Raw genomic sequence first — 24,210 nt, 5'->3', positions numbered from 1 at the left:
CCTCAGGCGCAGTCGCGGCAGACCGGAAGGCCGCCGTCCTCTTCAGCGAGCTGGCTGCGGTGGTGAACGAGGAAGCACTTGCTGCAGGTGAACTCGTCCTCCTGGCGCGGCAGAACGCGCACGGAGAGCTCCTCACCCGACAGATCGGCGCCGGGAAGCTCGAAGCCTTCGGCGTGCTCGGTCTCGTCGACGTCGACGCTGCTCGAGGACTTGTCGACCCGACGGGACTTCAGTTCCTCGATCGAGTCTTCGCTGACGTCGTCTTCGTTCTTGCGCGGGGCATCGTAGTCAGTTGCCATCAGTACTCTTTCTTCGATGAGTGTGCGGCGTCGCGCTTGTGGCGCTCACCGCTGATCCCCCGCTGCAACGCGCGGATGACCCGATTTGTGCCCGCATACTAGCGCGCCTCGGGGAAAAGGCAATCCGTGAGGTCGGCAAAGATGCCGGGAGCCGTCGCGATCGCCATCGCCTTGCCCATCTCGCCGCCCGGTGCGCCCCCGATCGAAGCGCCTGCTTCGGTGGCGATGACCTGCCCCGCAGCCTGGTCCCAGGCGTTGATTCCGGACTCGTAGTAACCGTCGAGCCGGCCCGACGCGACGAAGCACAGGTCGAGTGCCGCGGACCCGCCGCGTCGGATGTCGCGCACCTTCGGCAGCAGCTGCGCCACGGCAGCGCCCTGCTCTTCACGCTTGGCCGCTTCGTACCCGAAACCGGTGCCGACGAGAGCGAGCTCGAGACGCTCGCAGTCGCTGACGACGAGGGGTTCGCGTCGTCCGTCGGCCGTGACGAGGTGGGCACCCTGGCCGTGGGCCGCGGCGTAGGTCTCCCCCAGCAACGGTGCGCTGACGGCGCCCGCAACGGGCAGCCAGGCGCCCTCACGCGTCGTGTCGCCGATGCAGACAGCCACGGACACCGCGAAGAACGGGTGACCGTAGAGGTAGTTGACGGTGCCGTCGATGGGGTCGACGACCCACGTCAGACCCGAGGTGCCCTCGCTCGCGCCGCCCTCCTCACCGAGGATCGCGTCGTCGGGACGCTCGGCGTCGATGCGCTCGCGCAGCAACTGCTCGCTGCGCTGGTCCATGACGGTGACGACGTCGACCTCGCTCGACTTCGTCGCTTCGACCCCGAGGGAACGCGGGCGTTCCGTCACGACGAGGCGCGCGGCGTCGTCAGCCATGGCCGTGGCGAGATCGCGCAGACGAGTGAGCTCCTCGGCGTTCAGCCACTCGGGCAGGGCGAGCGGTGCGTCGGTGTCGCGTTCCATCGGGTTCTCCTTCGCGCAGGTGCGCTTTGAGGGTACGGCCTCAGTCGCGACCGCAGAGAGCGGGCTTGGCGGCGCGCAGGTTGGGGCAGCAGCCCGGGGCGCAGATCGACGGCATGGCCTCGCCCGGCCACGCGGGGCGCTCGGGCGACTCGTCACGGGCCTCGGCCGCGCGCTCCTCGACGAGGTCGACGAGGCCGTGCACGAACTCGTCGTCCGTGCCCACGGTCGGCACGCGGCGCATGACGAGCCCGAGGCGTTCGGCGGTTTCGGCGGCCTCGGTATCGAGGTCGTAGACGACCTCCACGTGGTCGGAGACGAAGCCGATCGGCGCGACGACGACGTGCGTCACGCCGCGCTCCGCGAGGTGCTCGAGGTGGTCGTTGATGTCGGGCTCGAGCCACGGCTGCGACGGCGCGCCGGAACGCGAGCAGTAGACGAGCGCGCCCTCGAGGTCACGCGAGAGCGTTGCGTTCGCCTCCGAGAGGATGGCGGCGCCCAGCTCGTCGTGCTGCTGCCAGTAGAGGTTGCCGTCACCGTCGCCGGGGCCGGAGGTGTCGTCCATGCCGAGCGGAATCGAGTGCGTGACGAAGACGACCTGCACCTGCTCGTCGGGCACCCCGGCGAACTCACGCAGGGCGTCGGTGACGAGGCGGACGTTTGCCCGTGCGAAGGACGGGTGGGTGGCGAACTGGCGGATCTTGTCGATCTCGAAGCCCGTGAGGCCCTCGTCCTCGAGGGTGTTGACCGCGGCCGCGAGGTCCTCGCGGTACTGACGGCACGAGCTGTAGGAGGCGTACGCGCTCGTCGTCACGGTGACGATGCGGCGCATGCCCTCGCCGTGGGCGTCGCGCAGGGTGTCGGTGAGGAAGGGCTCGCTGTTGCGGTTGCCCCACAGGATCGGCGTCGTGATGTCACGACGGTCGAGTTCGGCGCGCAGCGCGGCGATGAGGGCCCGGTTCTGGTCGTTGATCGGGCTGCGCCCGCCGAGCTCCTCGTAGTGGTGGGCCACCTCGGCGAGACGCTCGTCGGGGATGCCGCGCCCGGCCGTCACGCGGCGCAGGAACGGCATGATCTCGTCGGGCTTCTCGGGTCCGCCGAACGACGCGAGCAGGACGGCGTCGTACGGTTCGAGCGGGTTGGCGTCGGTCATGACCGGTCTCCAGTTCGAAGGGGCTGAGGGGCATTGAGGTCGAGCACCACGGCGATCATGCGCAGGGCGAAGGCGACGAAGACGCAGCCCCAGAGCACGGGCACCGTGTAGTACGGCGTCTCGTGCGCGATGACGACGAGCGAACTGCCGAGCAGGGCCGGCACGACATAGAGCTCGCGGCGCAGCACCTCGGGCACCTGCCCGACGATGACGTCGCGCATGAGGCCGCCACCGATGGCGGTGAGGACGCCGACGAAGATCGCCGTCGTCGCACCGGCGCCGTAGGCGAGGGCCTTGATCGAGCCTGCGACGCAGAACAGCGCGAGGCCGGCGGCGTCGAGGAGGCGCACGAGTCGAGCGATACGGCTCATCTCGGGGTGGAGCGTGAACGCACACAGGCCCGCGAGGACGCAGACGCCCATGAGGCGCCAGTCGTTGACGCCGACGGGCGGCGTCTGACCGATGAGCAGATCGCGCAGCACACCGCCGCCGAGTCCGGCCATTCCGGAGAGGATGACGACGCCGAGGATGTCGAGCCTCTTGCGTACGGCGACGAGCCCACCGGAGAGCGCGAAGACGAACACGCCGATGAGGTCGAGGAGGAGCTGCAGAGAGCCGCTTTGCGTGAGCACCATGGCAGCGACACGTTACCGCGGGCGGCGCGCCGTCCCTGCATCAGGCGGGCGATAATGGCACAGTAGCGGCTACACAACTGGTAACGGATGGAGTTGCGTCGTGCAGGAATTGCGTTTGATCGGGGTCTCGGAGGACGGCAGCGGCCTCCTTCTCGCCGACGACGACGGGGGTCGCTTCACCCTTCCCATCACCGACGAACTGCGCACCACGATCCGACGTGACCGCCGCGAGCCGGCGTCCGCCGACGGCCAGGCGAAGGCCGAGAACCCGCTGCGTCCGCGCGACGTGCAGGGCCTCATCCGCGGCGGGGTGCCGCTCGAGGAGATCGCCGAGCGTGCCGGGTGGACGCTCGAGAAGGTGCAGCGCTACGAAGGCCCGATCCGCGCCGAGCGCGACTACGTCTCCGGTCTGGCGCAGGGTGTTCAGCTGTACGGGCGCGGTGAGACGACGACGCTGCGTGAGCGCGCCGACCGTCGTCTCGCCGAGCGCGGCGTCGAGGCCGAGCGCGTCGTGTGGGACAGCTGGAAGAACGACGACGCCCACTGGACCGTCACCGTGCGCTTCCCCGCCGGTGGTCGCCAGCGTGAGGCCACGTGGCTGTTCGACCCGGTGAACCGCGCACTGCGCACCGTCGACGACGAGGCCCGTTGGCTCGGTGGCGACGAGATCGCCGCCGCTGACGAGGAGGCTCCCGAGCGTCAGAAGGCCGTCGCACGCAAGAAGGCCGGCGGTTCCGCTCGCGCCGCACGCCCTGCGTCCGTCTACGACGTCGAGGCCGAGGGCGGTCTCGAAGATGCACAGGCTCCTCACCTCGGTGCGACGCTCGGCTCAAGCGACGACGCCGGAAAGCCCGCCGACCTCACCGCCTCTATGCGTGCGCGCCAGGCGAGCCGCAGCCGGTCGAAGGGTTCGGGTCGCTCGAACGCGTCGCGCCCGACGGCGCTGCCGAACGTCACGAGCGGCTCCCCCGACGTCACGCGCGTCGAGCGTCTCGACCTCGGCACGACGCCTCCCCCGGCGCCGAGCCACCCGCGTCCGGAGGAACTGCACGCTCGTTCCGACAGCGACGCCGACAACGCGAACACGAACGCGAACGCTGAGAAGAACGACGACACCTCGCGTCGTGCGACGGCCGGTGTGACGGCGCTGCCGACGCGCAAGACGGCCGATGCGCCGACCGCTGACGAGCCCGACGTCGATGTCCACGCTGCCGACGAATCCGACGATGTGGCGGCCGAGAAGTCGACGTCAACGGGTTCGCGTCGCCGCAAGAGCCGCCGTTCCCGCGCCAACCTCGAGCAGGCGTCCGTGCGCGCGGCGTTGCACGACGACGACGCCGAGCAGGACGAGTCGCTCTTCGGCGAGCTGCCCGGCTTCCACGACGGTGGCGACGTTCACCAGCTGCACGACGTCGAGGACGACGCGTTCGACGAGGCCAACCTCGACGAAGCCGACGACGTTGCCGAGGCCGACGTCGAGGACGCAGTCGACGACGGCGCTGAGACGAAGGCCGCAGGCTCCGCGGCGGCCGACGACGAGGTCGTTCAGGAGGAGTCGCTCTTCGACGAGGCCGACGAACCCGCTGAGGCTTCGGCTCCCGCGAAGAAGAGCACCCAGAAGCGCACCTCGGTGCCCGAGCGTGCGAGCCATTCGCGCAAGAGCAGCCGCCCGAGCGTTCCGAGCTGGGACGACATCATGTTCGGTGGCCGCGGCCCCAAGAAGTGACTTTCAGGGCTGAGCCTCTGCGCCAGACCTGACGGACAGGAGAACGCCCGACCTCGCGCCCCGTGCGCTGAGGTCGGGCGTTCGGCGTTCGCGTGGAGGTTTACCGAGCGGTGTCTGTCGGCGTGAAGGTTCGGTAGCTCGTCGTTGCGAGGCGTCAGCGGTCGCGGCGATCCCAGCCGTCGTGGCCATCCCACTGCGGCCGGTAGGACGACGATCGGCGCTCCTGCTCGGGCATGCGGCGCGTGCGATCGTCGCGCGGCTCCCCGGTGTTTCGGGAATCCGACGTCGGCACCGGAAGCGTCCGGCGGTTCTCCTGCCACGCGTCGTAAGTGTCATATCCGTCGCGGGATCTGCCGCCGAACTCGTCGTACCGGTCGTCGTCCTGGTCGTACCGATCATCGTCGCGATAGCGCTCGCCTCGCAGGCTTTCTGCCGGCTCGTCGCGGCGCCAGCGCCGCGTGCGCGGAGTTGTCGGCAGGTCGTCGGGGGCTCGGGTGAAGGCGTCGTCCGAGGTCTCCGTCACGGTGTCGGCGAAGGCGCCACCGCGTCGGGCGCCACGACCGTCATCGTCCTCGCTGGTACCGCGACGGCGCGGCCACGTCGGCCCGCGTCCGGCGTTCCACAGCATGACGAGCACGGCCCACCCGACGAGGAGGACGGCGGCGGAGTAGAGGCCGATCGTCGCGTCGGTCGGCACGACGCAGGCGTAGATGCCACCGATGACCCAGGCGAGCTGGAGCACCGTCTCGGAGCGCGCGAAGGCGCTCGTGCGCACGGCCTCGGCGAGGTGATCCTGGATGAGCGAGTCGACGGCGAGCTTGCCCAACTGCTGACCGAGACCGGCCACGAGGCCGACGACGATGGCCGTCACGAGGGTGAAGTGCACCGCACAGACCACCATGGCCACTGCGTCGGCCAACAGCGAGCCCACGACGACGGTGCGCGGCGCGAAGTTCTTGACGAGCGAACCGAGCACCGTGCCGAGCGCGTTACCCAGCGCTGCGGCGCCGACGACGAGCGCCAGCAGCGTCGTGGCGCGATCCTCCCAGCCAGGTAGCGGGTGGGTCTTCATGAGGAAGGCCATGAACATCGTGAGGAAGCCGCTGATCCAGCGCAGACCGACGTTGGCGCGCAGCGCGGAGACGATGACGCTCGGCAGGCGCACCTGGGCGCGTCCGGAGCGCAGTGAGTCGGTGCGTTCGGAATCGATGTCAGGCGGCAACAGAATGGCGAGCACCGTGCCGACGACGAAGAGCAGGAACGCGGCACGGAAGGCCCACGTCGCGCCGAACAGGGCCGCGGCTCCACCCGCGAGCGGACCGCCGATCGTCGCTCCCGCCACGCCGGCGAGGCTCATGCGGCTGTTGGCCTTGACGAGCGTCATGCCGTACGGGAGCAGCCGTGGCGTGGCCGATGATCGAGTGACGAGGTAGGCCTTGCTCGAGACGAGGATGGCCAGGGCCGTAGGGAACTGCCAGGTGGAGCCCTTCTCGATGGCGTCGGCGAGCACCCAGCAGAGGAAGCCGCGCAGCGCGAGTGTGCCGCCCATGGCCCAGCGGCGCCCGTGCCGGTAGCGGTCGAGCAGAGGGCCAATGAGCGGCGCGACGATGGCGAACGGCAGCATTGTGAGCACGAGGAACAGCGCGACGTGATCCTTCGCCTCGCCGGGCTGCGCGGAGACGAACAGCGTGCCGGCGAGGCCGACCATGACGGCGGCGTCGCCGGCGTTGGAGAGGGCGTGCACCTCGATGAGGCGCCCGAGGCCACTCTCCCCCGCGCCCTGGGCGTTGCTCGCCCGCCGGGCGGCGCGCAGCGTCGTCTTCGTAGCACCCGCGCTCAGGCGGTAGGCGCCGCGTGCTGCACGCCCGCCCATGACTCCGGCACTGCGCAGGCGTTCGGCGCGTCCGCGGTGGGGCGCTGCCCCGACGCGCTCGCGCCGCTCCTCTCGCTCGTGCCGTTCGTTCATCGCGCTCGCCTCAGCCGGCCGCGCCGCGGGACTGATCGGTGAAGGTCGAGGGCGGCACGGGGCACACGTCGAGGTCGAAGGGCATCTGCTCGGCGCCGATGGCGCGGGCGGCGTGCGACGTCATCCGACGCATGAAGTGACGACGGCACAGCACCTCGTACTCCACCAGCGGCGTCTCGGTCTGGTCGCCGGTGTCACCGACGACGACCTGCTCGCCTTCGACCACCATCGTGCCGTCGACGACGCGGGCGTTGTGGGTGGCGCGCTTGCCGCACCAGCACAGGGCCTCGACCTGGAGCAGTTGCGTGCGGTCGGCGAGTTCGAACAGGCGCCGCGAGCCGGGGAACAGCAGCGTCTTGAAGTCCGCAGTGATGCCGAACGCGAAGACGTCGACGTCGAGTTCGTCGACGACGCGCGCGAGTTGGTCGATCTGCTCGGGCAGGTAGAACTGCACCTCGTCGGCGATGACGTAGTCGAGGCCCCCGAGCGTCACGCCCGCGGAGACGGCGAGATCCCACAGGTCGACCTCGTTGCTCACCTCGATGGCCTCGTGACGCAGGCCGAGGCGCGAGGAGATGACGGCCTCACCGGCGCGGTCGTGCTGGGTCAGCACGATGCCGCGCTGCCCGCGGGCCGCGTGGTTGTGATCCATCTGCAGCGCGAGGGTGGACTTACCGCAGTCCATCGTGCCGGTGAAGAAAACGAGCTCAGCCACGGGCAGTCACCTTAGCGCGGCGGGAGGTGGAGGAAGGGCACGTCGAGTTCCTGCGGCGTCATGGCGCCGTGCTGACCGATGAGGGCGAGCACCTGATGGCTCATGACGCGCGAGTCGACGTAGCCACGGGCCGCGCGCATCGAGACGACGACGTCGCCGAAGCGTCCCGCCGTGCCGGCGTCGAGAGCGCCGACCCAGCCGAGGTCGCTCAGTTCCTCGCGGGTGAGCACGTGGCCGTCGCTGCCGACCTCCTTGCGCCAGGCGGCGAGGACGTCGTCACGCGCGCCGGGCTCGACGTAGAGGTGCAGCGCGCGCATCTCGCCGCCAACGGTGCGCACGCCGTCGCGCAGGTAGGGGGTTTTGGCGATGTCGACGCGGGCGTCGAGCGGCACGTCGACCATGCCGTGGTCGGCCGTCAGCGTGAGGGACGTGCCGACCGGACGCTGGGAGGCGAAGCGCTCGAAACCGCGGTCGAACGCTTCGAGCTCGGCGGCCCACTGCGGCGAATCGATGCCGTGCACGTGGCCGGCCTTGTCGATCTCGCCCCAGTAGAGGTAGACGAGACGATGGCCACGCCGGACGGCGGCGAGCGCTGCGTCGATGCGGTCCTCGAGCGCCTCGGCGCCGTAGAACACCGCGCCGCGCAGGGCGGCATTCGTCAGGCCGGAGCCTTCGAAGTAGTCGGGTCCGATCATCGCCGGGCGCAGGTCGGCCTGGTCGGCGCGTTCGAAGACGGTGGCGTTCGGCTGCCAGACGCGCGGCTCGGGGCCGCGCTGCCACGTCAGCTCGTTGAAGAGCATGCCGGTGGCCGGGTCGACGACCTGGTAGCCGGCGAGCCCGTGCGCACCCGGCGGCAAGCCCGTGCCGAACGTGCCCATGGAGGTGGCGGTCGTCGTCGGGAAGCCTGCCGCGAGCGTCTGGACGTGGTCGAGGTGCTCGTGGAGGAACGGCGCGTGTGCGCTGCGCTTGCGCAGGAGCCGCGCGCCGAGTCCGTCGGCGAGCACGACGATGCCCGCCTTCGCCTGCGGCAGCTTGCGTCCCTCCCCCTCGAACGCGGCGGGCGCGAGCGTGCGCGCAACCGACGGCAGAACGGACGCAAGGCCTTCGGTGTCGTACCGGGGTGCCTTCATGGAGTGGGCCCGGTCAGCGTCGGCCGACGACGGCCGACAGGGCGTTGGCGAAGCTCATGGCCTGGTTGAGGCTGCCTTCACCCTCGGCGTCGGCGGAGATACGCAGGCTGATGTCATCGCCGGTGATCGTGCCGTCGTAGCCGTGGTCGGCGTCGCACTGCGGGTCGCCGCACGTGGCGGGCAGCAGATCGACGCGGCTCACGGTCCCCCACCCGACGGTGAGCGTCACCTCGCGCCCGAGCGTGCCCGGGCGGTAGGTCTCGGCGTCGGCGACGACGTGCGTCAGCGTCACGCCGCGCACGAACGACAGGGCCACGGCCTCCGACGTCGCGGTGACGGCCGAGTGCCCCGAGCCGTGCCCGTGGGTGCGCGGGTCGGCGTGGTCGTCGGCGTGCGCGATGACGAGCTTGTGCGGGGTGAGCGCGAGAACCGTGATGTGGCGGTGGAATTCGTCCTGGTCGAACGTCGTCTCGAGGTGCACGAGGTGGTGACGCACCTCGTCACCGGCGAGCGCCGTGGTGACGACGTCGCCGACGAGAGCCGGGAAGTAACCGGCCTTCTCGATGTCGCGGACGAGGTCGGCGGGCAGGGTGGCAGACATGCGTGCCATCATCCCACCTTCGTCGCCCCCGGCGCGTGTCGGTCGCTCGAACCTCACGTCATGGCCCGGCGCCCGGAATCCTGGCGCAGCGAGTGCGGCGCCAGCGTGATGCGGGCGCCCAGAACGTCGAGGCCGGTGGGGTTGGTGCTCACCGGGTTGAGTTCGAGGTGGGCGATCTCGGGGTTCTCGTCGGCGAGGATCGCGACGCGCGAGACGAGATCTTCGATGGCGGCGCGATCGGCGGCGGTGCCGTGGCTGCCGTCGAGCAGCGGCCACGCCTTAATGGAGCTGACGAGGTCGGAGACGTCGCTCGTCGTCAGCGGAGGGATGCGGTAGCCGACGTCGTCGAGCAGGTCGGTGGGCGGGCCGCTGACGGAGAACGTGACGACGGGGCCGAAGAGCGGGTCCTCCGAGCTCGTCACGACGCAGCCGATGCCCGGCGTCGCCATCGACTGGACGACGAACTGGTCGGCCCCGAACTGGGTGAGGCGTTCCTCGAGCGCTTCGAAGGCCTCGACGACGGCGAGCGGCGAGCGCAGGTCGGCGCGCAGGGAGCTCGCCACCTGGTGGCGCACCTCCGGAGCGATCGACTTCACGACGACGGGGAAGCCGAGCTTCTCGGCTGCAGCGACGGCTTCCTTCGAGGTGCGCACCGGAATCGACTGCCACACGGAGATGCCGGCGAGACCGAGGAACTCGGCGACCTCGTCACCGGTGAGGTCGCGGCCCTCGGGCTGCTCGGTCATGACGCGGCGCACCATGGCGCGCACGCCCTTGCGGTCGATGCCCTCCGGCGCGAGGGGCTCACCGCGGTCGCGCTGGAGCCAGCCAGCGTAGTTCGTCACGGCGGCCAGGGCGCGGATGCCGTCCTCGGGCATGGGGTACGACGGCGTGACGACGCGCTCGCCGTCAGGGCTCGTGGCGGTGAGGGCCTCGGATGCACCGTGGATGCCGAGGAAGGTGGTGATGCACGGCTTGTCGTAGCAGGCGCTCACCTCCGCGACGGCGCGCGCCACCTCGGTGCCGCCGCAGATGAGCGGCGGGATGAACGAGGCGATGACGGTGTCCACCGATTCGTCCTCGAAGGCTGCGACGAGGGCGTCACGGAAGCTCTCGACATCAGCATCGGGCGCGAGGGCGACAGGGCCGCGCGTCACCTCGAGCTTCCAGCTCAGTGCGGCGTCACCGCAGAGCGCGCCGAGGGCGTCGGAGTTCGTCACGACGGCGACGCGGCGGCCCTTGGGCAGCGGCTGGTTGATGACGAGCTGGGCGACGTCGAACAGCTGGTGGACGTTGCCGACGCGGATGACGCCGCTCTGGCGCAGCATCTCGCGGAACGCGGCCGGGCTCGTGCGGGTCTCGCGGACGCGGTGGCCCGGGGGCACACCGAACGCCGAGACCTCGGGCTTGACGACGATGACGGGCTTGCGCAGCGCGAGCTGACGGGCGATGCGCGTGAACTTGCGCGGGTTACCGACCGACTCGAGGTAGAGGCCGACGGCGTGGGTTTCGTCGTCATCGATCCAGTACTGCATGAGGTCGTTGCCGGAGACGTCGATGCGGTTGCCGGCGGAGGCGAAGTCCGAAAGTCCGAGGCCACGACGCCCGGCGCTGGCGAGAACCGCGATGCCGAGCGCGCCGCTCTGGGCGAAGAGGCCGAGGTGACCGGCGGGCGGCATCTCGTAGGCGATGGAGGCGTTGAGGCGCGTGTCGGCGCGGGTGTTGATGAGGCCGAAGCTGCTCGGGCCGACGACGCGCATGCCCTGGCTACGGGCGAGGCTGAGCAGTTCGGCCTGACGCTCGGCGCCCTCGGCGGAGCCGGTCTCGGCGAACCCGGAGGAGACGACGAGCAGCGCCTTGACGCCAGCCGGGCCGCACTCGCGCACGACGTCGAGCACCTGCGCGGCAGGCACGGCGATGATCGCAAGATCGACGCGGCCCTCGATGTCGCCGAGGCTGCGCACGGTGCGGTAGCCGTCGATCTCCTCGACGCTGGGGTGGACGACGTCGACGCGACCGGTGAACCCACCCTCACGCAGGTTGGCGAGCACGCGCCCACCGACCGACGGGCCCTTGCTCGAGACGCCGATGACGGCGACGGACGACGGGTTGAGCAGGGCGCGCACCGACTGCGATTCGCTGCGCTGCTCGCGCGCGAGGCGCACAGCCTGCGACTTCTCGTTCGGTTCGATCTCGAACCGCACGGAGATGACGCCGTCGTCGAAGTTGCGCTTGACGTCGTAGCCGGCCTCGGTGAAGACCTGGATCATCTTGCGGTTCTGCGGCAGCACGTCGGCCACGAACTCGGCGACGCCGTTCTCGGCGCCGATGGCGGCGAGGTGTTCGAGCATGACGGAGCCGACGCCGCGGCCCTGGAAACTGTCGGCGATGTTGAACGCGACCTCCGCCGAGGGAGCATCCGGCCCACCGAGGCGGTCGTAGCGGCCGATGCCGATGATGTCGTCACCCACGAGACCGACGAGGGCGACGCGCTCGACGTGGTCGACGTGGGTGAAGCGCGTGACGTCACGGTCACTCAGGCGCTTGATGGGGGCGAAGAAGCGCAGGTAGATGGACTCTTCGCTCTGGGCCGCGTGAAAGCGGTGAAGGCGTTCCGCGTCGTCAGGGCCGATGGGGCGCACGTGCGCCACGGAGCCGTCACGCAGGACGACGTCGGCCTCCCACTCGCGCGGGTAATCGGCTGACGCGGACTCCACCTCATCGCTCATGACTTCATTCAACCACCGTGGCCTGCGACGGACGTGTGAGTCCAGCGGCCTCCTCGATCGCTCGATCGCCACAGCTCGCCGTCGGTGCGTGAGAGGGCGAGGAACTCCTGGCCGAGGGTGCGCACATCATCCATGCCACCGGTGGGCGCGTCGTCGCCGCCGCTCGATTCGCTCCAGCTGCGGCCACCGTCGGAGGAGACGCGCAGCGGGTTGTCGTCGGAGGTGCGCGTCGTGGCGTCGGCGGCAGTACGCGGGCCGCCGGAGGCCGCGACGATGTGTTCGCCGTCGGACGTGGCCAGCGAGATGCCGCCCTGGGTGGGCAGCGACAGGTTGCCGGTGCCGAGAAGTTGCCAGGTGCCACCGCCGTCGGTGCTCGTGACGGTGGTGAAGCTCGTCGTCTTGGCGGAGACGGCCTCGTCGCAGACGGCGACAAGACGGTTGGTGCCGTTGCCCGCGATGGCGCTGAACGGCTTTCCGCTGCAGGCTGATCCGGGGTTGAGCGGGGCGAGGCTGTCGCCGGCCAGACGCCAGGCACCGGGAGCGTCCCCGCTGCCGGGTTCGTTGCCGGCGAGGACGATGAGGCTGTCGCCACCGACGACGAGGTCCGCGGCGTCGATCTGGCTCGTGGGCGTCGCGGCGGCGATCGTCTGGGCCAACCGCGGGGTGTCTCCGCCGCCGAGGCGGGAGATCTCGAGACGCCCCGAGCAGGTGCCCTGGATGCAGCCCGACGCCGTGAGCGCGAGGGTTTGTTCGTCGTGGACGACGACGTCGAGGACGGTGCTGCCGGGGTGGTCGACGTGGGTGAAGGTGCGTCCGCCGTCGCGCGTGACCCACAGGTCGCCGCCGTAGACGTAGCCCGTGGTCGGCGAGGTGAAGAGCACTTCGCTCAGGGCACCGGCGGGCTGGACGCGCGGCTGCGTGGCCCCGGTCGCCGCGGACGTGTCAGCGGAGCTGAAGGTGTGCATCTGCGTCCACGTCTTGCCGTCGTCGGTGGAACGCACGAGGGCGGGGCACGGCGTGCCCGAGCAGTCGCCTTCCCCGAGGCCGAAGAGGGTGTCGTCACCTGCGTTGGTCACCGACCAGAGGACGAACTTCTCATCGACCGCCGAGATGGTCTGCTCGCCTTCGACTTCCGCGGCGCCACCGGGCGCCGGGGGCTGAGCCTGTTGGGCATCGGCGACGGTCTCCCCCTGGGCGACGCCGGTGGGCGCGAAGGGGTCGCGCACGATGGTCCACGCGCCGATGAGGCAGAGCCCGATGGCGCCGAAGGCTGCCAATTGGGCGATCCACGAACGTTGCGGTGCGAGACCACGCAGCCAGCGGGGCACGCGGCGTTCACGCGCGGGGGTGCGCGGGGCCTGCTCGCTCGGCGGTGTCACGGGGAAAGGGTATCGAGCCGCGGGGGGGGGCCCCCCCCCCCCCCCCCCCCCCCCCGGGGCGCCCCCCCCCCCCCCCCCCCCCCCCCCCCCCCCCGGGGCGGGGGGGCCCCGCTCCTCGTTCGTGCGTGAGGCGATCAGCTGTTCGGCTTCTCCACGACGACCGAGTTCATGATCTTGTCGGCGAAGGTCTGACGCTTGGTGTCCCACAGCGGCCACAGGTAGCCGATGTTGCACGGAAGCGAGTCGAGGAAGTGTGCGAGCCCACGCACGAACGTCATGCCGGCGCCGAGGGGCTGACCGGTCTGCTCCGAGAGGAGCGTGATACCGGTCCACTTCTTGCCGAGGCTCTGGCCCGTCTTGCCCTGACGGAACACAAGGTTCCAGATGGAGAACGCGAAAACCACGAGATAGCACAGCATCCCGAGAGCCAAGGCGCCCGTGCTCGGGCTGCCCGTGGTGGTCGTGTTGCCGTACACGTCGGTGGAGGGTTCGAGGTCGCTCATCGACGTGCCCATCGCAATGGCGGCGATGATGATGAACGGCATCATGATCAGGGTGTCGAGGAGGTACGCGAGGACGCGCTTGCCCCAGTGCGCGTAGGGCATCGGGGCCTGGGCCATGGCACCGAACTGCTGCTGGCCGTAGCCAGGCTGCGCGCCGTACGCGGGCTGGCCGTACTGCTGGCCGCCCTGGCCGTACGCGTCGTGCCCTTGCTGGCCGTACTGCTGCTGGCCGTATGGCTGCTGCCCGTAGTGCTGGTTGCCCTGCTGACCGTACGCGTCGTGTCCCGGCTGCTGGCCGTGAGGCTGCTGCCCGTACTGACCGCCGTTGTTCTGGCCGTGCGCATTGGCGTTGAACTGGTCTCCGAGGCCGCCCGGACCGTGCGGATCGTTGGTGCTCACTGTTCCTCCACCCTTGTGGTTCGTCATGTCCTGGCGCACACGCTAGCCCGTTCGGGCTGGCCTTGGCCGAAGGCGTACCGCACTAGGACGCACGGATCAGGGGTTGAGATCCATCTGCATCGGTGTCGTGTCGGGCGCGATGACGTTCTTCTCGTCCGGCTTCGTGGGAAGGATGTGCTTCACGTAGTCGACGACGGCCTGTTCGATCGTCACGTCGTGGCGCTGTCGCTCCGACATGTACCAGCGGTGCTCGAGCACCTCGTGGAAGATCTCGGCGGGCTCGAGTTTGCCGCGCATCTCGGGCGGTACGGAGCGCGTGACGGGCTCGTAGATCGTGGCCAGCCAGTCGCGGGCGACGGCCTCCTCGTCGTCGTTCTGACGGTTCTTGCTCGCGGTGAAGCTCACGAGGTCGTTGAGCAGGCGACGCGCCTGGTTCTCGCCGACCTCGAGGCCCGTGAGGTGGCGCAGACGGCGTGAGTGGTAGCCGGCTTCCACGATCTGCGGTTTGATCTGCATCGTCGTGCCGTCGATGTCGGTGGTGATGTCGAGTTCACCGACGTCGAAGCCGAGCTCGTTGAGAGCCCGGATGCGTTCCTCGACACGCCAAGCCTCGCTGGCGTCGAAGCGTTCTGTGTCGGTGATCGCCCGCCAGAGCTCGTGATAGCGCTCGACGATGGTGTTGCTCACCTCGATGGGGTCCATGTCCTCCGGAAGCATGCCGCCGGCTTGGAGATCCATGAGTTCGCCGGCGATGTTGACGCGGGCGATGTCGAGGTCGTGCTCACGCTGACCGTCGGAGAGCTGATCGCGCAGTTCGCCGGTCTCGGCGTCGACGAGGTACGCGGCGAACTCACCGGCGTCGCGGCGGAAGAGGGCGTTCGACAAGGAGACGTCGCCCCACCAGAAACCGACGAGGTGCACCTTGACGAGCAGCACGGCGAGGGAGTCGATGAGCCGTGTGGCGGCGTCGGGGCGCAGCGTCTGGCTGATCATCGCCCGGTAGGGCATGGAGAACTGCAGGTGACGGGTGAGCAGGCAGGCGTCGAGGGGAGAGCCGTCGGGGGCGGTTCGGCCGGTGACGACGGCGATGGCTTCCACACACGGCAGGTGCAGGCGGCGCAGCTGCTTGAGCATGTTGTACTCGCGCAACGCGATGTCGCTCTTGATCTCCTTGACGGCCAACACGCGGCCGTCGACGCGGGCGAAGCGCACGATGTGACGCGAGATGCCGCGGGGGAGGGCAGCCAGACGGTCGGCGGGCCACGCCTCGAGCGGGGTGCTCCACGGCAGACTGAACAGCGCCGGGTAGGGCCGTGAGGCCTTGATGTCGAGTGCCACCGCGTCATTCTCCCATCTGGCATAGGTGTGCCGGTTCCGCGCGCTCCGCGTGTCCACCAGCCGAGCTCCGAACGCGCGTGAGGGGCGCCGCAGGCTGCGGCGCCCCTCACCTCGTGCAGTGCGGTTCAGTCGTTGACGCGCTCGCCCGTCTCGACGTCGAAGAGGTGGATGTGGTCGGTCTTCGGCGCGAAGAAGATCGTGTCGCCCTTCTTCGGGGGACGGCGGCCGTCGACGCGAGCCATGACCTGGTACTCCTCGCCGTCTGCCTGCGTCTTGCCGTAGACGTATGCGTCGGCGCCGAGCTCCTCGACCATGACGACGTCGACCTTGAGCCCTTCGTCGGCCGGCGCGAGAACCTCGGGTCGAATGCCGAGCGTGACGCGGTTGGCCTTCGGGTTGGCGCTCGCCGGCATCGGGATGCTGCTCGTGCCGAGAAGCACCTTGCCGTCCTTGATCGGCACCTCGAAGAGGTTCATGGCAGGCGAGCCGATGAAGCCGGCGACGAAGACGTTGGCCGGGCGGTCGTACATGTTGCGCGGGGTGTCGCACTGCTGCAGCAGGCCGTCCTTGAGGACGGCGACTCGGTCACCCATCGTCATGGCCTCGACCTGGTCATGCGTGACGTAGACCGTCGTGACGCCGAGGCGACGCTGCAGGTCCGCGATCTGCGTACGCGTCTGCACGCGCAGCTTGGCGTCGAGGTTCGACAGCGGCTCGTCCATGAGGAACACCTGCGGCTGACGGACGATGGCGCGGCCCATGGCGACACGCTGACGCTGACCACCCGAGAGGTCCTTCGGCTTGCGCTCGAGGAACTGGGTGAGGTCGAGGATCTGGGCGGCCTCTTCGACGCGCTTGCGGATCTCGGCCTTGTCGACACCTGAGATCTTGAGCGCGAAGCCCATGTTGTCGGCGACGCTCATGTGCGGGTAGAGCGCGTAGTTCTGGAAGACCATGGCGACGTCGCGGTCCTTGGGGGACAGGGCGGTGACGTCCTTGCCGTCGATGAGGATGCGGCCGCTCGTGACCTCCTCGAGGCCGGCCAGCATGCGCAGGGAGGTCGACTTACCGCAGCCCGAGGGGCCGACGAGGACGAGGAATTCACCGTCGGCGATCTCGATGTTGAGGTCGGAGACGCTGGGGCGCTCGGCGCCCGGGTACGTGAGGGAGACGCGGTCGTACGTAACAGTTGCCATGGTTTTCCTTTGACGCTCACCGGCAGGAACGTGCCGGACGATCCGTTGTGAACGGGTGTCGCACGGAATGTGACGACGCACACATCATGCCCGACGCGGGTGGTCCCTGCCTAGACCTCCACGCACATTTGTTTTCGTGGCGCTCAAACGAGCGATGCTCTGTGGCGCGAAGCTCGAGGTTGCTTGCGTTCGGCCTGTCGACCCCTGGCGCCGACGCCAGCGAGGGCAGTGATGAAACCGTTATCTGAAAAGCTTTGCAAAGAGTGAAAACGTCTTCACACTGTGAAGCGGACCACACGTTCTCGTCCGAGAGCGTTCCTCACGTAACGGAGTACCTATGACCAAGCGCAGTGTTGCGGTCGCCCTCGCCGGCGTCGTCGCCTTCTCGCTGTCCGCCTGCGGTGGCGGAGACTCGTCCTCGAGCAAGAGCAGCTCGAAGTCGTCCGGATCGTCCGCGTCCAGCTCGGCCGCCGCGACCGGCGCAGTCAACGCGAAGGACCCGAAGCGCGACGCCAGCGCCGACCTCGTCATCTGGGCCGACAGCACCGCTGCCCCCACCGTCGCGAAGCTCGCGTCGGAGTTCGCCAAGCAGAACGGCGTCAAGGTCTCCGTCCAGACCGCGACGGACGTGCGCGGCAACTACAACACCGCCTTCAAGGCCGGTCAGGCTCCCGACATCATCGTCGGCGCACACGACTGGATGGGCGAGCTCGTCGCCAATGGTTCCGTCGCTCCCGTCCAGCTCTCCGCCCAGACCGCCGCCGGCTTCAACCCGGTCGCCATCACGGCGTCGAAGTACAACGGCCAGACCTACGGCGTGCCCTACGCCGTCGAGAACATGGCCCTCGTGCGCAACACGGCCTACGCCAAGGACGCCCCCAAGACGCTCGACGAGCTCATCGCCACGGGCCAGAAGGCCGTCGACGCGAAGAAGGCCACGAACGTCCTCGCCCTCGAGATGGGCAAGGTCGGCGACGCCTACCACGGTTACCCGTTCCTCTCCGCGTTCAAGGGTGGCATCTTCGGCACCAAGGCCAACGGTGACTACGACGCGAGCAAGCTCATGGTGAACTCGCCGGAGACGCTCAAGGGCGCGAACCTCCTCGCCGACCTCGGCAAGAAGAAGGTGCTGTCGACCAACATCGACAAGACGAACGCCGACAACCTGTTCGCCAACGGCAAGGCCGCGTATGCCATCACGGGCCCCTGGTCTCTCCCGACCTACGACAAGGCCGGCGTGAAGTACGCCGTCAGCGCCATGCCGACCGTCACCGGTGGCGGCAAGATGACGCCGTTCCTCGGCGTGCAGATGTTCTACGTCTCCTCGAAGGCCAAGAACGCCACCGTCGCCCAGACGTTCGCGACGTCCTTCCTCACCACCGAGGCCGCGCAGAAGCGGCTCTTCGAGATCGGCAAGCGTCCGCCGGCACTCAAGGCCGCCTACGACGCGGTCGCGAAGACGGACCCGCAGGTCGCCCAGTGGGCAGCCGCCGGTGAAGGCGCGCAGCCGATGCCGAACATCCCCGCGATGAACGCCGTCTGGCAGCCGCTCGGCCAGGCCCTGGCCGACGTCATCTCGGGCAAGTCCGCACCGGACGCCCGTTTCAACAAGGCGCAGTCGGAGATTCAGGCCGCTATCAAGGCCGGTAACTGACCCTCCTCCCGTGAGCCGGTGACCGTCCCTCGGTCACCGGCTCACGGCACGCTCACCCCTTCGCCTCACACCCTGGAGTTCGTTCATGGCGACGCCTGCCGCCCCCACGCAGAGCGCGGCTCTGCCTCCCGCGAAGAGCGCCCGTTGGGCGATCGTCACCAAGTGGGTGGCCATCGCCGCGGCCCTCGCGCTGTGCCTCTACCTCGTGACGAAGCTGGCGTCCGCCGGCTACGGTCTCGCCATCGTCGGGGTCGCCTTCGTCGCGATGGCGGTGCTCGTCGTGTACGGCACGCGCCGGAGCGTCCCGGCCAAGTACCTGCTTCCTGGCCTGCTCCTGCTCGTCGGCCTCCAGGTATGGCCGATCGTCTACACGGCAGCCACGTCGTTCACGAACTACGGCCAGGGCCACCTCGTCTCCAAGGAGGAGGCGACCAAGCAGAACATCGCCTATTCCGTTCAGCAGGTGCCCGGATCGCCGACCTACTCCCTCTCGGTGGCGGTCAAGGAGGGGCAGGACGTCGAGAAGGGCGAGCTGTACTTCCTGCTCGCCGACGAGAAAGGGGAGAAGCTCGTCGGTGACGTCAAGGGAACCGCGCCGTTGACGGGCGCAACCGAAATGAGCCTCGGGCGCATCACCTCCGCCGAGGGGTTTCACATCCTCAACCTCGGCGAAGCCAACCGACGCAAGGATCTGAGCGCCTTCGCGGTGCCCACGGACGACGGCGGCGGGATCAAGGCCAGCGGCGCAACCCAGGCCTTCGAGGGCAAGCCGGCGCTGCGTCTCGACGAGGCCAAGGACGAGCTCGTCGACAGCTCCACCGGCACCGTCTACGTCGCGAAGAACGCGCGGTGGGAGCCGAAGAACGGCAACGGTTCTCCGCTGGCCGTCGGGTGGAAGGAGAACGTCGGTCTCAAGAACTACACGAGCCTGTTCACCAACCCGACGCTGCGCTCGGGCTTCCTCGGCATCTTCGCTTGGAACATCGCCTTCGCCGTGCTCTCGGTGCTCACGACGTTCGTGCTCGGCATGCTTCTCGCACTGCTGCTCAACGACCCGCGCATGAAGGGCAAGGCCATCTACCGCAGCCTGCTCATCCTGCCGTACGCCGTGCCCGTGTTCGTCTCGGCGCTCGTGTGGGCCTCGATGTTCAACCAGGAGTTCGGCCTCATCAACACGATGACGGGCCTCGACATCGACTGGATGGGTGACCCGTGGGCCGCGCGCGCCGCCATCCTGCTCGTCAACCTGTGGCTCGGCTTCCCCTACATGTTCGTCGTGTGCACGGGTGCGCTGCAGTCGTTGCCCGGTGACATCATGGAGGCCGCCCGCATCGACGGCGCCGGCCCGATCCGCACCCTGCGCTCGATCACGATGCCGCTGCTGCTCGTCGCCGTCGGCCCGCTGCTCATCGCATCGTTCGCCTTCAACTTCAACAACTTCGGCCTCATCTACCTCGTGACGAAGGGTGCTCCCTTCGTCGGCGGCGACACCCAGATCGGTTCCACGGACCTGCTCATCACGTACGCCTTCCGTCTCGCGATGGACGGCACGAGCCCGAACTTCGGCTTCGCCTCCGCGATCGCCGTCGTCATCTTCATCATCGTCGCGCTGCTGAGCTTCCCCGGCTTCCTGCGCAGCAAGGCCCTCGAGGAGGTCAACTGATGTCCGTCAGCCCCGTCAACGGGCCGGTCGCTCCCTTCGAGCCGATCGGTGACGCCGCCCGCACCGCCAACGAGGCCAAGGGCGCCCGCGCGAAGAAGCCGGTGGTTCGCGGAAGCTTCCGGGACGTGTGGTGGCGCCACGCCCTCGCGCTGCTGGCGCTCGCCTTCGCGCTGTTCCCGATCGTGTTCCTCATGTCGGCCGCATTCAACCCGGCCGGCACGCTGAGCTCGACGGGCCTGCTGCCGAGCGGCTTCTCGCTCGACAACTTCACGGCGCTGTTCACCGACGAGTCGCACCCGTTCGTCACGTGGTACAAGAACGCGCTCATCATCGCGTTCGTCGGGTCGACCCTGTGCGTCTTCATCGGCGCCTGTGCGGCCTTCGCGTTCTCGCGCCTGCGGTTCAAGGGCCGGCGTGCGATGCTGCTGGCCCTCCTGCTGCTGCAGATGTTCCCGGCACTGCTCGCCTTCGTCGGCCTCTACATCACCTTCACGAAGATCGGCGAGGTGCTGCCGCCGTTCGGCCTCAACACGCTGTGGGGCCTCATCCTCGTCTACATGGGCGGTGCGATGGGTTCCAACGTGTGGCTGCTCAAGGGCTACTTCGACACCGTGCCGAAGGAACTCGACGAGGCCGCGCACGTGGACGGTGCCTCACACGCCCGCGTCTTCTTCTCCCTGACGCTGCCGCTCGTGCGACCGATCCTCGTGACGGTCTTCATGGTGACGTTCGTGGGCCTGTTCGGTGAGTTCCTGCTCGCGAGCATCTTCCTCACCGACGTGTCGAAGCAGACGCTCGGCGTGGGTCTGTACGGCATGACCTTCGGTCAGCAGCGCAACGCCCTGTTCGGGCAGTTCGCTGCGGGCGCGCTCCTGTGCTCGCTGCCCATCATGGGCCTCTACCTCGCGTTCCAGAAGCAGCTCATCGGAGGACTCACCTCGGGCTCCGTCAAGTGAGTGTCCCGCCACCCGCCACTGCCGCCGGGCGCCTCACGGCCTCGGCGGCAGTGGCGTCTCCCGTCGAAGGTCGAGACACATCATTTCGGAGGGAGGCGCGAACTGTACGGTCGACGTACGCGTCGAGTTCTGGGGGAGACATGGCGAACGTGCATGGCGAGGGGGGCTCGCCGCTGCGACTGTTGGAGATCGCGGAGGCGGCTGGGGTGTCGCAGGCGACCGTGAGCCGAGTGCTCAACAACAAGTCGGGCGTCGCCGAGGCCACCCGACAGAGCGTCCTCACCGCGGTCGACGTGCTCGGGTACTCGCGCCCCTCGAACCTGCAGCGTGCGGGCACTGGGGCGATCGGCCTCGTCGTGCCCGAGCTCGACAACCCGATCTTTCCGGCCCTCGCTCAGGCCGTGACGACCCGACTCGCCGCGGAGGGGTACACGGCGGTTCTGTGCCCGACGAGCGCGGGCGGCGTGCAGGAGGACGAGTACCTCTCGATGCTGCTCGAGCGAGGCGTCGCGGGCATCGTCCAGGTGAGCGGGCGCCACGCCGACACCACGGCGTCCGTGGCGCGCCAGCGCGAGATGCTCGAGGCCGGTCTGCCGCTCGTGCTCATCAACGGACACCGCGAGGATCTGCCGGCGCCGTCGCTCTCGACCGACGACGGCGCGGCGATCCATCTCGCCGTCGAACACCTGCGTCGCCTCGGCCACGACCGCATCGGGTTGGCCGTCGGGCCGGCTCGCTACATTCCCTCGATCCGCAAGACGCAGGCCTTCCGTGAGATCGCGGCCGCCCAGACTTTCGAGGCGCTCGTCGAGCACACGTGGTTCACGCTGGAAGGCGGTGAACTGGCGACTCGTCGGCTCGTCGCGCGCGGGGTCAGCGCGATCATCTGCGGTTCGGACCTCATGGCGCTGGGTGCCATCCGAGCGGCACGCCTCGAGGGTCTCGACGTCCCCGGTGACCTGTCGGTCGTCGGCTACGACGGTTCGATGATGTGCGAACACACCGCACCGCCGCTGACGACGGTGCGCCAGAACGTCGCCGCACTGGCAGCGGGCGCCGTCGACATCCTCGTGCAGCAGATCAAGGGGCAGGCGAGCGAACACGACGAGGTGGTGTTCGCCCCCGAACTCGTCGTGCGCGCCTCGACAGGTCCGCACACGGGCGCCGTGAGGGTTCACTCGAGCACCTGACGCAGGGGGGGCGCCTGACGCACTTCGAGTCAGCTCAGACCGCATCACGCGAACCGGACTGCGCACACCCCCTGGCACGGCGTGACCACCCGGCTGACCTCTGCCCCCCGCGTGACCGGCACCCTCCTGCGCCACCTCCCCCACACAGCCACCAAGTTGCACCGGCTCTGCCACCTAGCCCTCCTAACCTCCTCCCCCACGGCCAGCCCGACCCGCCGCCAGCTGCGCACCCTGCAAGCGGCCCTCACCCACCTCCAGTCCCTGGGACTAGCAGAGTGCCAAGCCGACGGCCGGTGGCGCCGGACTGCTGCCTCGGTCCCTCGAGAGGTGCTGACGGCTGACCAACAGGCACAAGACAACCTGCGGTCCAGGATCGAAGCTGAGCGCGCAGCATGGCGTTCGCGGCGGTGCACCAGCTGGGACGCCGCACGGGCGGCGGCGACAAAGCGCGACAAGGTCAGGCAGCAGGCGTGGTGGGACAGTCTGTCTGGGGCTGAGCGGGAAGCACGGCAGCAGGCATGGTCGACGCGTTTCGCGTCCCTGCCCCTGGTCGAGCAGGACCGGATCCGGAATGAGCTTGCGGCGCGATCTCTGGCTGCGGGCAGGCACCCCGAGCAACGGCGTCGACAATGGCTTCGTGACACGCCTTCGCGGGTACTCGAGGAACGATCGGCCCGGCGTGCCGCGGAGTTTCGGCACCTGCCTGAACCTTTGCAGGCTGCGTACGTGGCGTCGTGGGCGGCTTACAGGGCTCGGTGGGGTGTTCAGCAGTCGCTGTCGCCTGGGCGTGCGACGTCGCGGACCGAACGGCAAGAGGATAACGAGTCAATCCTGACGGCAAAGTAGCCCTTTTGAGCGCACGGTCACCGGTTCCCGAAGGCGCGATTGGGGTCAGCTGGAACGGGACGCACGCTCTCGGCGGGTACCCACCGCTGCACGATCACCGGGTCGCCGGCGTCGGTTTCAACGACGATGACGACCATAGCGAGCCACTGCCACCCAACTTTCTTCCACGACACGGAACCCCGAGAGTTCACGGACACTGAAGGATCGTTAAGGAGAACACGGGTGGGTTCGCGACGGTTGTGGGTGAACCAACTTGGGAAGGCACGGAACCCGGCGAATCGTCGCGTTGTCGAAGAAGGTCAACTCTCGACAGACAGTGCGCTCTCTTCTTATGTCGTGCCATCTATGGTGACGGGCATGAGCACCTTCACGGGTTTCGAGGCAGTTTGGGCTGAGCGGCTGGGCAACTTGCGCAACGTCGTCCGCCAACATGTGATTGCCCATCAGCTGGCCGAACACCTCGGCACCGCGCGGACCGCGCTCGATGTCGGTTGCGGCCAAGGCACCCAAACGATCCAGCTCGCTCGGCGTGGGATGGCTGTGACCGGGGTGGATCCTTCGTCCGACCTGCTGGCCCAGATGACGACAGCCGCTGAGGCCGCAGGACAGCCAGTTCGAGCTGTCCAGGGCACGATCGACGACCTCGATGATGTAATCGACGACGAGCAGTTCGACCTCGTCTGCGCGCACGGGCTGTTGATGTACCTGCCTGACGCTGCTGCAGCGATCAAGACGTTGGCCGAACGGCTGGTCGACGGTGGCGTGCTGTCGTTCACCATTCGGAATGGCGATGCGCTGGCGTATCGTCCGGGGATCCGCGGTGAGTATCGCGCTGCCCTTGCAGCTTTCGAAGGCGGAGACCGCTACCGCAGCGAACTTGGCGTCGACGCGGCGGCGCACTCGCGCACCCAGATCGAACAGTGGTGCGTTCGCGCTGGCCTGGCGATCACGGCGTGGTACGGCGTGCGAGTCCTGACCGATGGGGTTCCCGCCGACACCACAGCCGGCGAGGTCGACCTGGATGCATGCCTGGCGGCCGAGGTCGAAGCTGGTCGCCGGGATCCCTACCGCGCCTTTGGCTCCCAACTGCACTTCCTCGCGACCAGGCGACCGCCACAGTGATGCGTCATCGACGGTGACGATCTGGCCGAGGAGGTGCAGTCGGCC

19 protein-coding genes are annotated in these 24,210 nt (G+C 68.9%); 6 read left to right on the top strand and 13 right to left on the bottom strand.

Features of this window, described 5'->3' with window-relative positions; genetic code table 11:
- Nucleotides 1–2: 2 nt before the first annotated feature.
- From K9D12_RS00470 to K9D12_RS00455, 4 genes are all read right to left on the bottom strand, one after another.
- The gene (locus tag K9D12_RS00470) at nucleotides 3–299 is read right to left on the bottom strand and encodes a DUF4193 domain-containing protein (RefSeq protein WP_047311514.1); all 297 of its coding nucleotides are present in this window, start codon (nucleotides 297–299) and stop codon (nucleotides 3–5) included.
- Between the two features lie 98 nt (nucleotides 300–397).
- Complete coding sequence (locus K9D12_RS00465) at nucleotides 398–1,267, bottom strand: inositol monophosphatase family protein (RefSeq protein ID WP_223059213.1); 870 nt, start codon at nucleotides 1,265–1,267, stop codon at nucleotides 398–400.
- A 40-nt stretch (nucleotides 1,268–1,307) separates the two neighbouring features.
- A complete protein-coding gene (locus tag K9D12_RS00460) occupies nucleotides 1,308–2,417 on the bottom strand; it encodes a ferrochelatase (RefSeq protein WP_223059212.1) in 1,110 nt (369 codons plus the stop codon).
- A complete protein-coding gene (locus K9D12_RS00455) occupies nucleotides 2,414–3,052 on the bottom strand; it encodes a trimeric intracellular cation channel family protein (protein WP_129663793.1) in 639 nt (212 codons plus the stop codon). The genes K9D12_RS00460 and K9D12_RS00455 overlap by 4 nt, the downstream gene beginning before the upstream one ends.
- Before the next feature lie 100 nt (nucleotides 3,053–3,152).
- Here K9D12_RS00455 and sepH point away from each other — a divergent pair, with 100 nt between their 5' ends.
- A complete protein-coding gene (gene sepH / locus K9D12_RS00450; protein WP_223059211.1) occupies nucleotides 3,153–4,778 on the top strand; it encodes a septation protein SepH in 1,626 nt (541 codons plus the stop codon).
- Nucleotides 4,779–4,932: 154 nt separating this feature from the next.
- On the opposite strand, the gene K9D12_RS00445 is transcribed toward sepH, so the two are convergent.
- The 9 genes from K9D12_RS00445 to K9D12_RS00405 form a co-directional block, all read right to left on the bottom strand.
- Nucleotides 4,933–6,744 (bottom strand): MFS transporter, encoded by a 1,812-nt coding sequence (locus K9D12_RS00445; protein ID WP_223059210.1) that lies wholly within the window; start codon nucleotides 6,742–6,744, stop codon nucleotides 4,933–4,935.
- Nucleotides 6,745–6,754: 10 nt separating this feature from the next.
- Nucleotides 6,755–7,459 carry a thymidine kinase gene (locus K9D12_RS00440; protein WP_223059209.1) on the bottom strand — a complete coding sequence of 235 codons (705 nt, stop codon included), beginning with the start codon at nucleotides 7,457–7,459 and terminating at the stop codon, nucleotides 6,755–6,757.
- An 11-nt stretch (nucleotides 7,460–7,470) separates the two neighbouring features.
- Nucleotides 7,471–8,589, bottom strand: a complete 1,119-nt coding sequence (locus tag K9D12_RS00435) for an alkaline phosphatase family protein (RefSeq protein WP_223059208.1) — start codon at nucleotides 8,587–8,589, stop codon at nucleotides 7,471–7,473.
- A gap of 13 nt (nucleotides 8,590–8,602) precedes the next feature.
- Entirely contained in the window at nucleotides 8,603–9,199 is a 597-nt protein-coding gene (locus K9D12_RS00430) for a DUF5998 family protein (protein ID WP_187035301.1), read from the bottom strand.
- 44 nt (nucleotides 9,200–9,243) lie between these two features.
- A complete protein-coding gene (locus K9D12_RS00425) occupies nucleotides 9,244–11,919 on the bottom strand; it encodes a GNAT family N-acetyltransferase (protein WP_223059207.1) in 2,676 nt (891 codons plus the stop codon).
- Nucleotides 11,920–11,927: 8 nt separating this feature from the next.
- Nucleotides 11,928–13,298: a hypothetical protein gene (locus K9D12_RS00420; protein WP_223059206.1), complete on the bottom strand. Its 1,371-nt coding sequence runs from the start codon at nucleotides 13,296–13,298 to the stop codon at nucleotides 11,928–11,930.
- A gap of 134 nt (nucleotides 13,299–13,432) precedes the next feature.
- Nucleotides 13,433–14,200 (bottom strand): RDD family protein, encoded by a 768-nt coding sequence (locus tag K9D12_RS15165; protein ID WP_223059205.1) that lies wholly within the window; start codon nucleotides 14,198–14,200, stop codon nucleotides 13,433–13,435.
- A 96-nt stretch (nucleotides 14,201–14,296) separates the two neighbouring features.
- Nucleotides 14,297–15,538 carry a DUF4032 domain-containing protein gene (locus K9D12_RS00410; protein WP_223059204.1) on the bottom strand — a complete coding sequence of 414 codons (1,242 nt, stop codon included), beginning with the start codon at nucleotides 15,536–15,538 and terminating at the stop codon, nucleotides 14,297–14,299.
- Nucleotides 15,539–15,663: 125 nt separating this feature from the next.
- Entirely contained in the window at nucleotides 15,664–16,734 is a 1,071-nt protein-coding gene (locus tag K9D12_RS00405) for an ABC transporter ATP-binding protein (protein ID WP_223059203.1), read from the bottom strand.
- A gap of 337 nt (nucleotides 16,735–17,071) precedes the next feature.
- Between K9D12_RS00405 and K9D12_RS00400 the strand changes: the two genes are divergently transcribed.
- The 5 genes from K9D12_RS00400 (at nucleotide 17,072) to K9D12_RS00380 (ending at nucleotide 24,165) form a co-directional block, all read left to right on the top strand.
- Entirely contained in the window at nucleotides 17,072–18,388 is a 1,317-nt protein-coding gene (locus tag K9D12_RS00400) for a maltose ABC transporter substrate-binding protein (protein ID WP_223059202.1), read from the top strand.
- A gap of 85 nt (nucleotides 18,389–18,473) precedes the next feature.
- Nucleotides 18,474–20,051 (top strand): ABC transporter permease subunit, encoded by a 1,578-nt coding sequence (locus tag K9D12_RS00395; protein ID WP_223059201.1) that lies wholly within the window; start codon nucleotides 18,474–18,476, stop codon nucleotides 20,049–20,051.
- On the top strand, nucleotides 20,051–21,007 hold the full coding sequence (locus tag K9D12_RS00390) for a sugar ABC transporter permease (protein WP_187037437.1): 957 nt from the start codon (nucleotides 20,051–20,053) through the stop codon (nucleotides 21,005–21,007). Before K9D12_RS00395 ends, K9D12_RS00390 begins: the two co-directional genes overlap by 1 nt.
- Nucleotides 21,008–21,147: 140 nt before the next feature.
- The gene (locus K9D12_RS00385; protein ID WP_129665587.1) at nucleotides 21,148–22,197 is read left to right on the top strand and encodes a LacI family DNA-binding transcriptional regulator; all 1,050 of its coding nucleotides are present in this window, start codon (nucleotides 21,148–21,150) and stop codon (nucleotides 22,195–22,197) included.
- Nucleotides 22,198–23,400: 1,203 nt separating this feature from the next.
- A complete protein-coding gene (locus K9D12_RS00380; protein WP_223059200.1) occupies nucleotides 23,401–24,165 on the top strand; it encodes a bifunctional 2-polyprenyl-6-hydroxyphenol methylase/3-demethylubiquinol 3-O-methyltransferase UbiG in 765 nt (254 codons plus the stop codon).
- The last annotated feature ends 45 nt before the right edge of the window (nucleotides 24,166–24,210 follow it).

This window comes from Dermacoccus sp. Tok2021 (assembly GCF_019895135.1).
Lineage (GTDB): Bacteria > Actinomycetota > Actinomycetes > Actinomycetales > Dermatophilaceae > Dermacoccus > Dermacoccus abyssi.
This window is presented reverse-complemented; position numbering and strand designations above follow the sequence as displayed.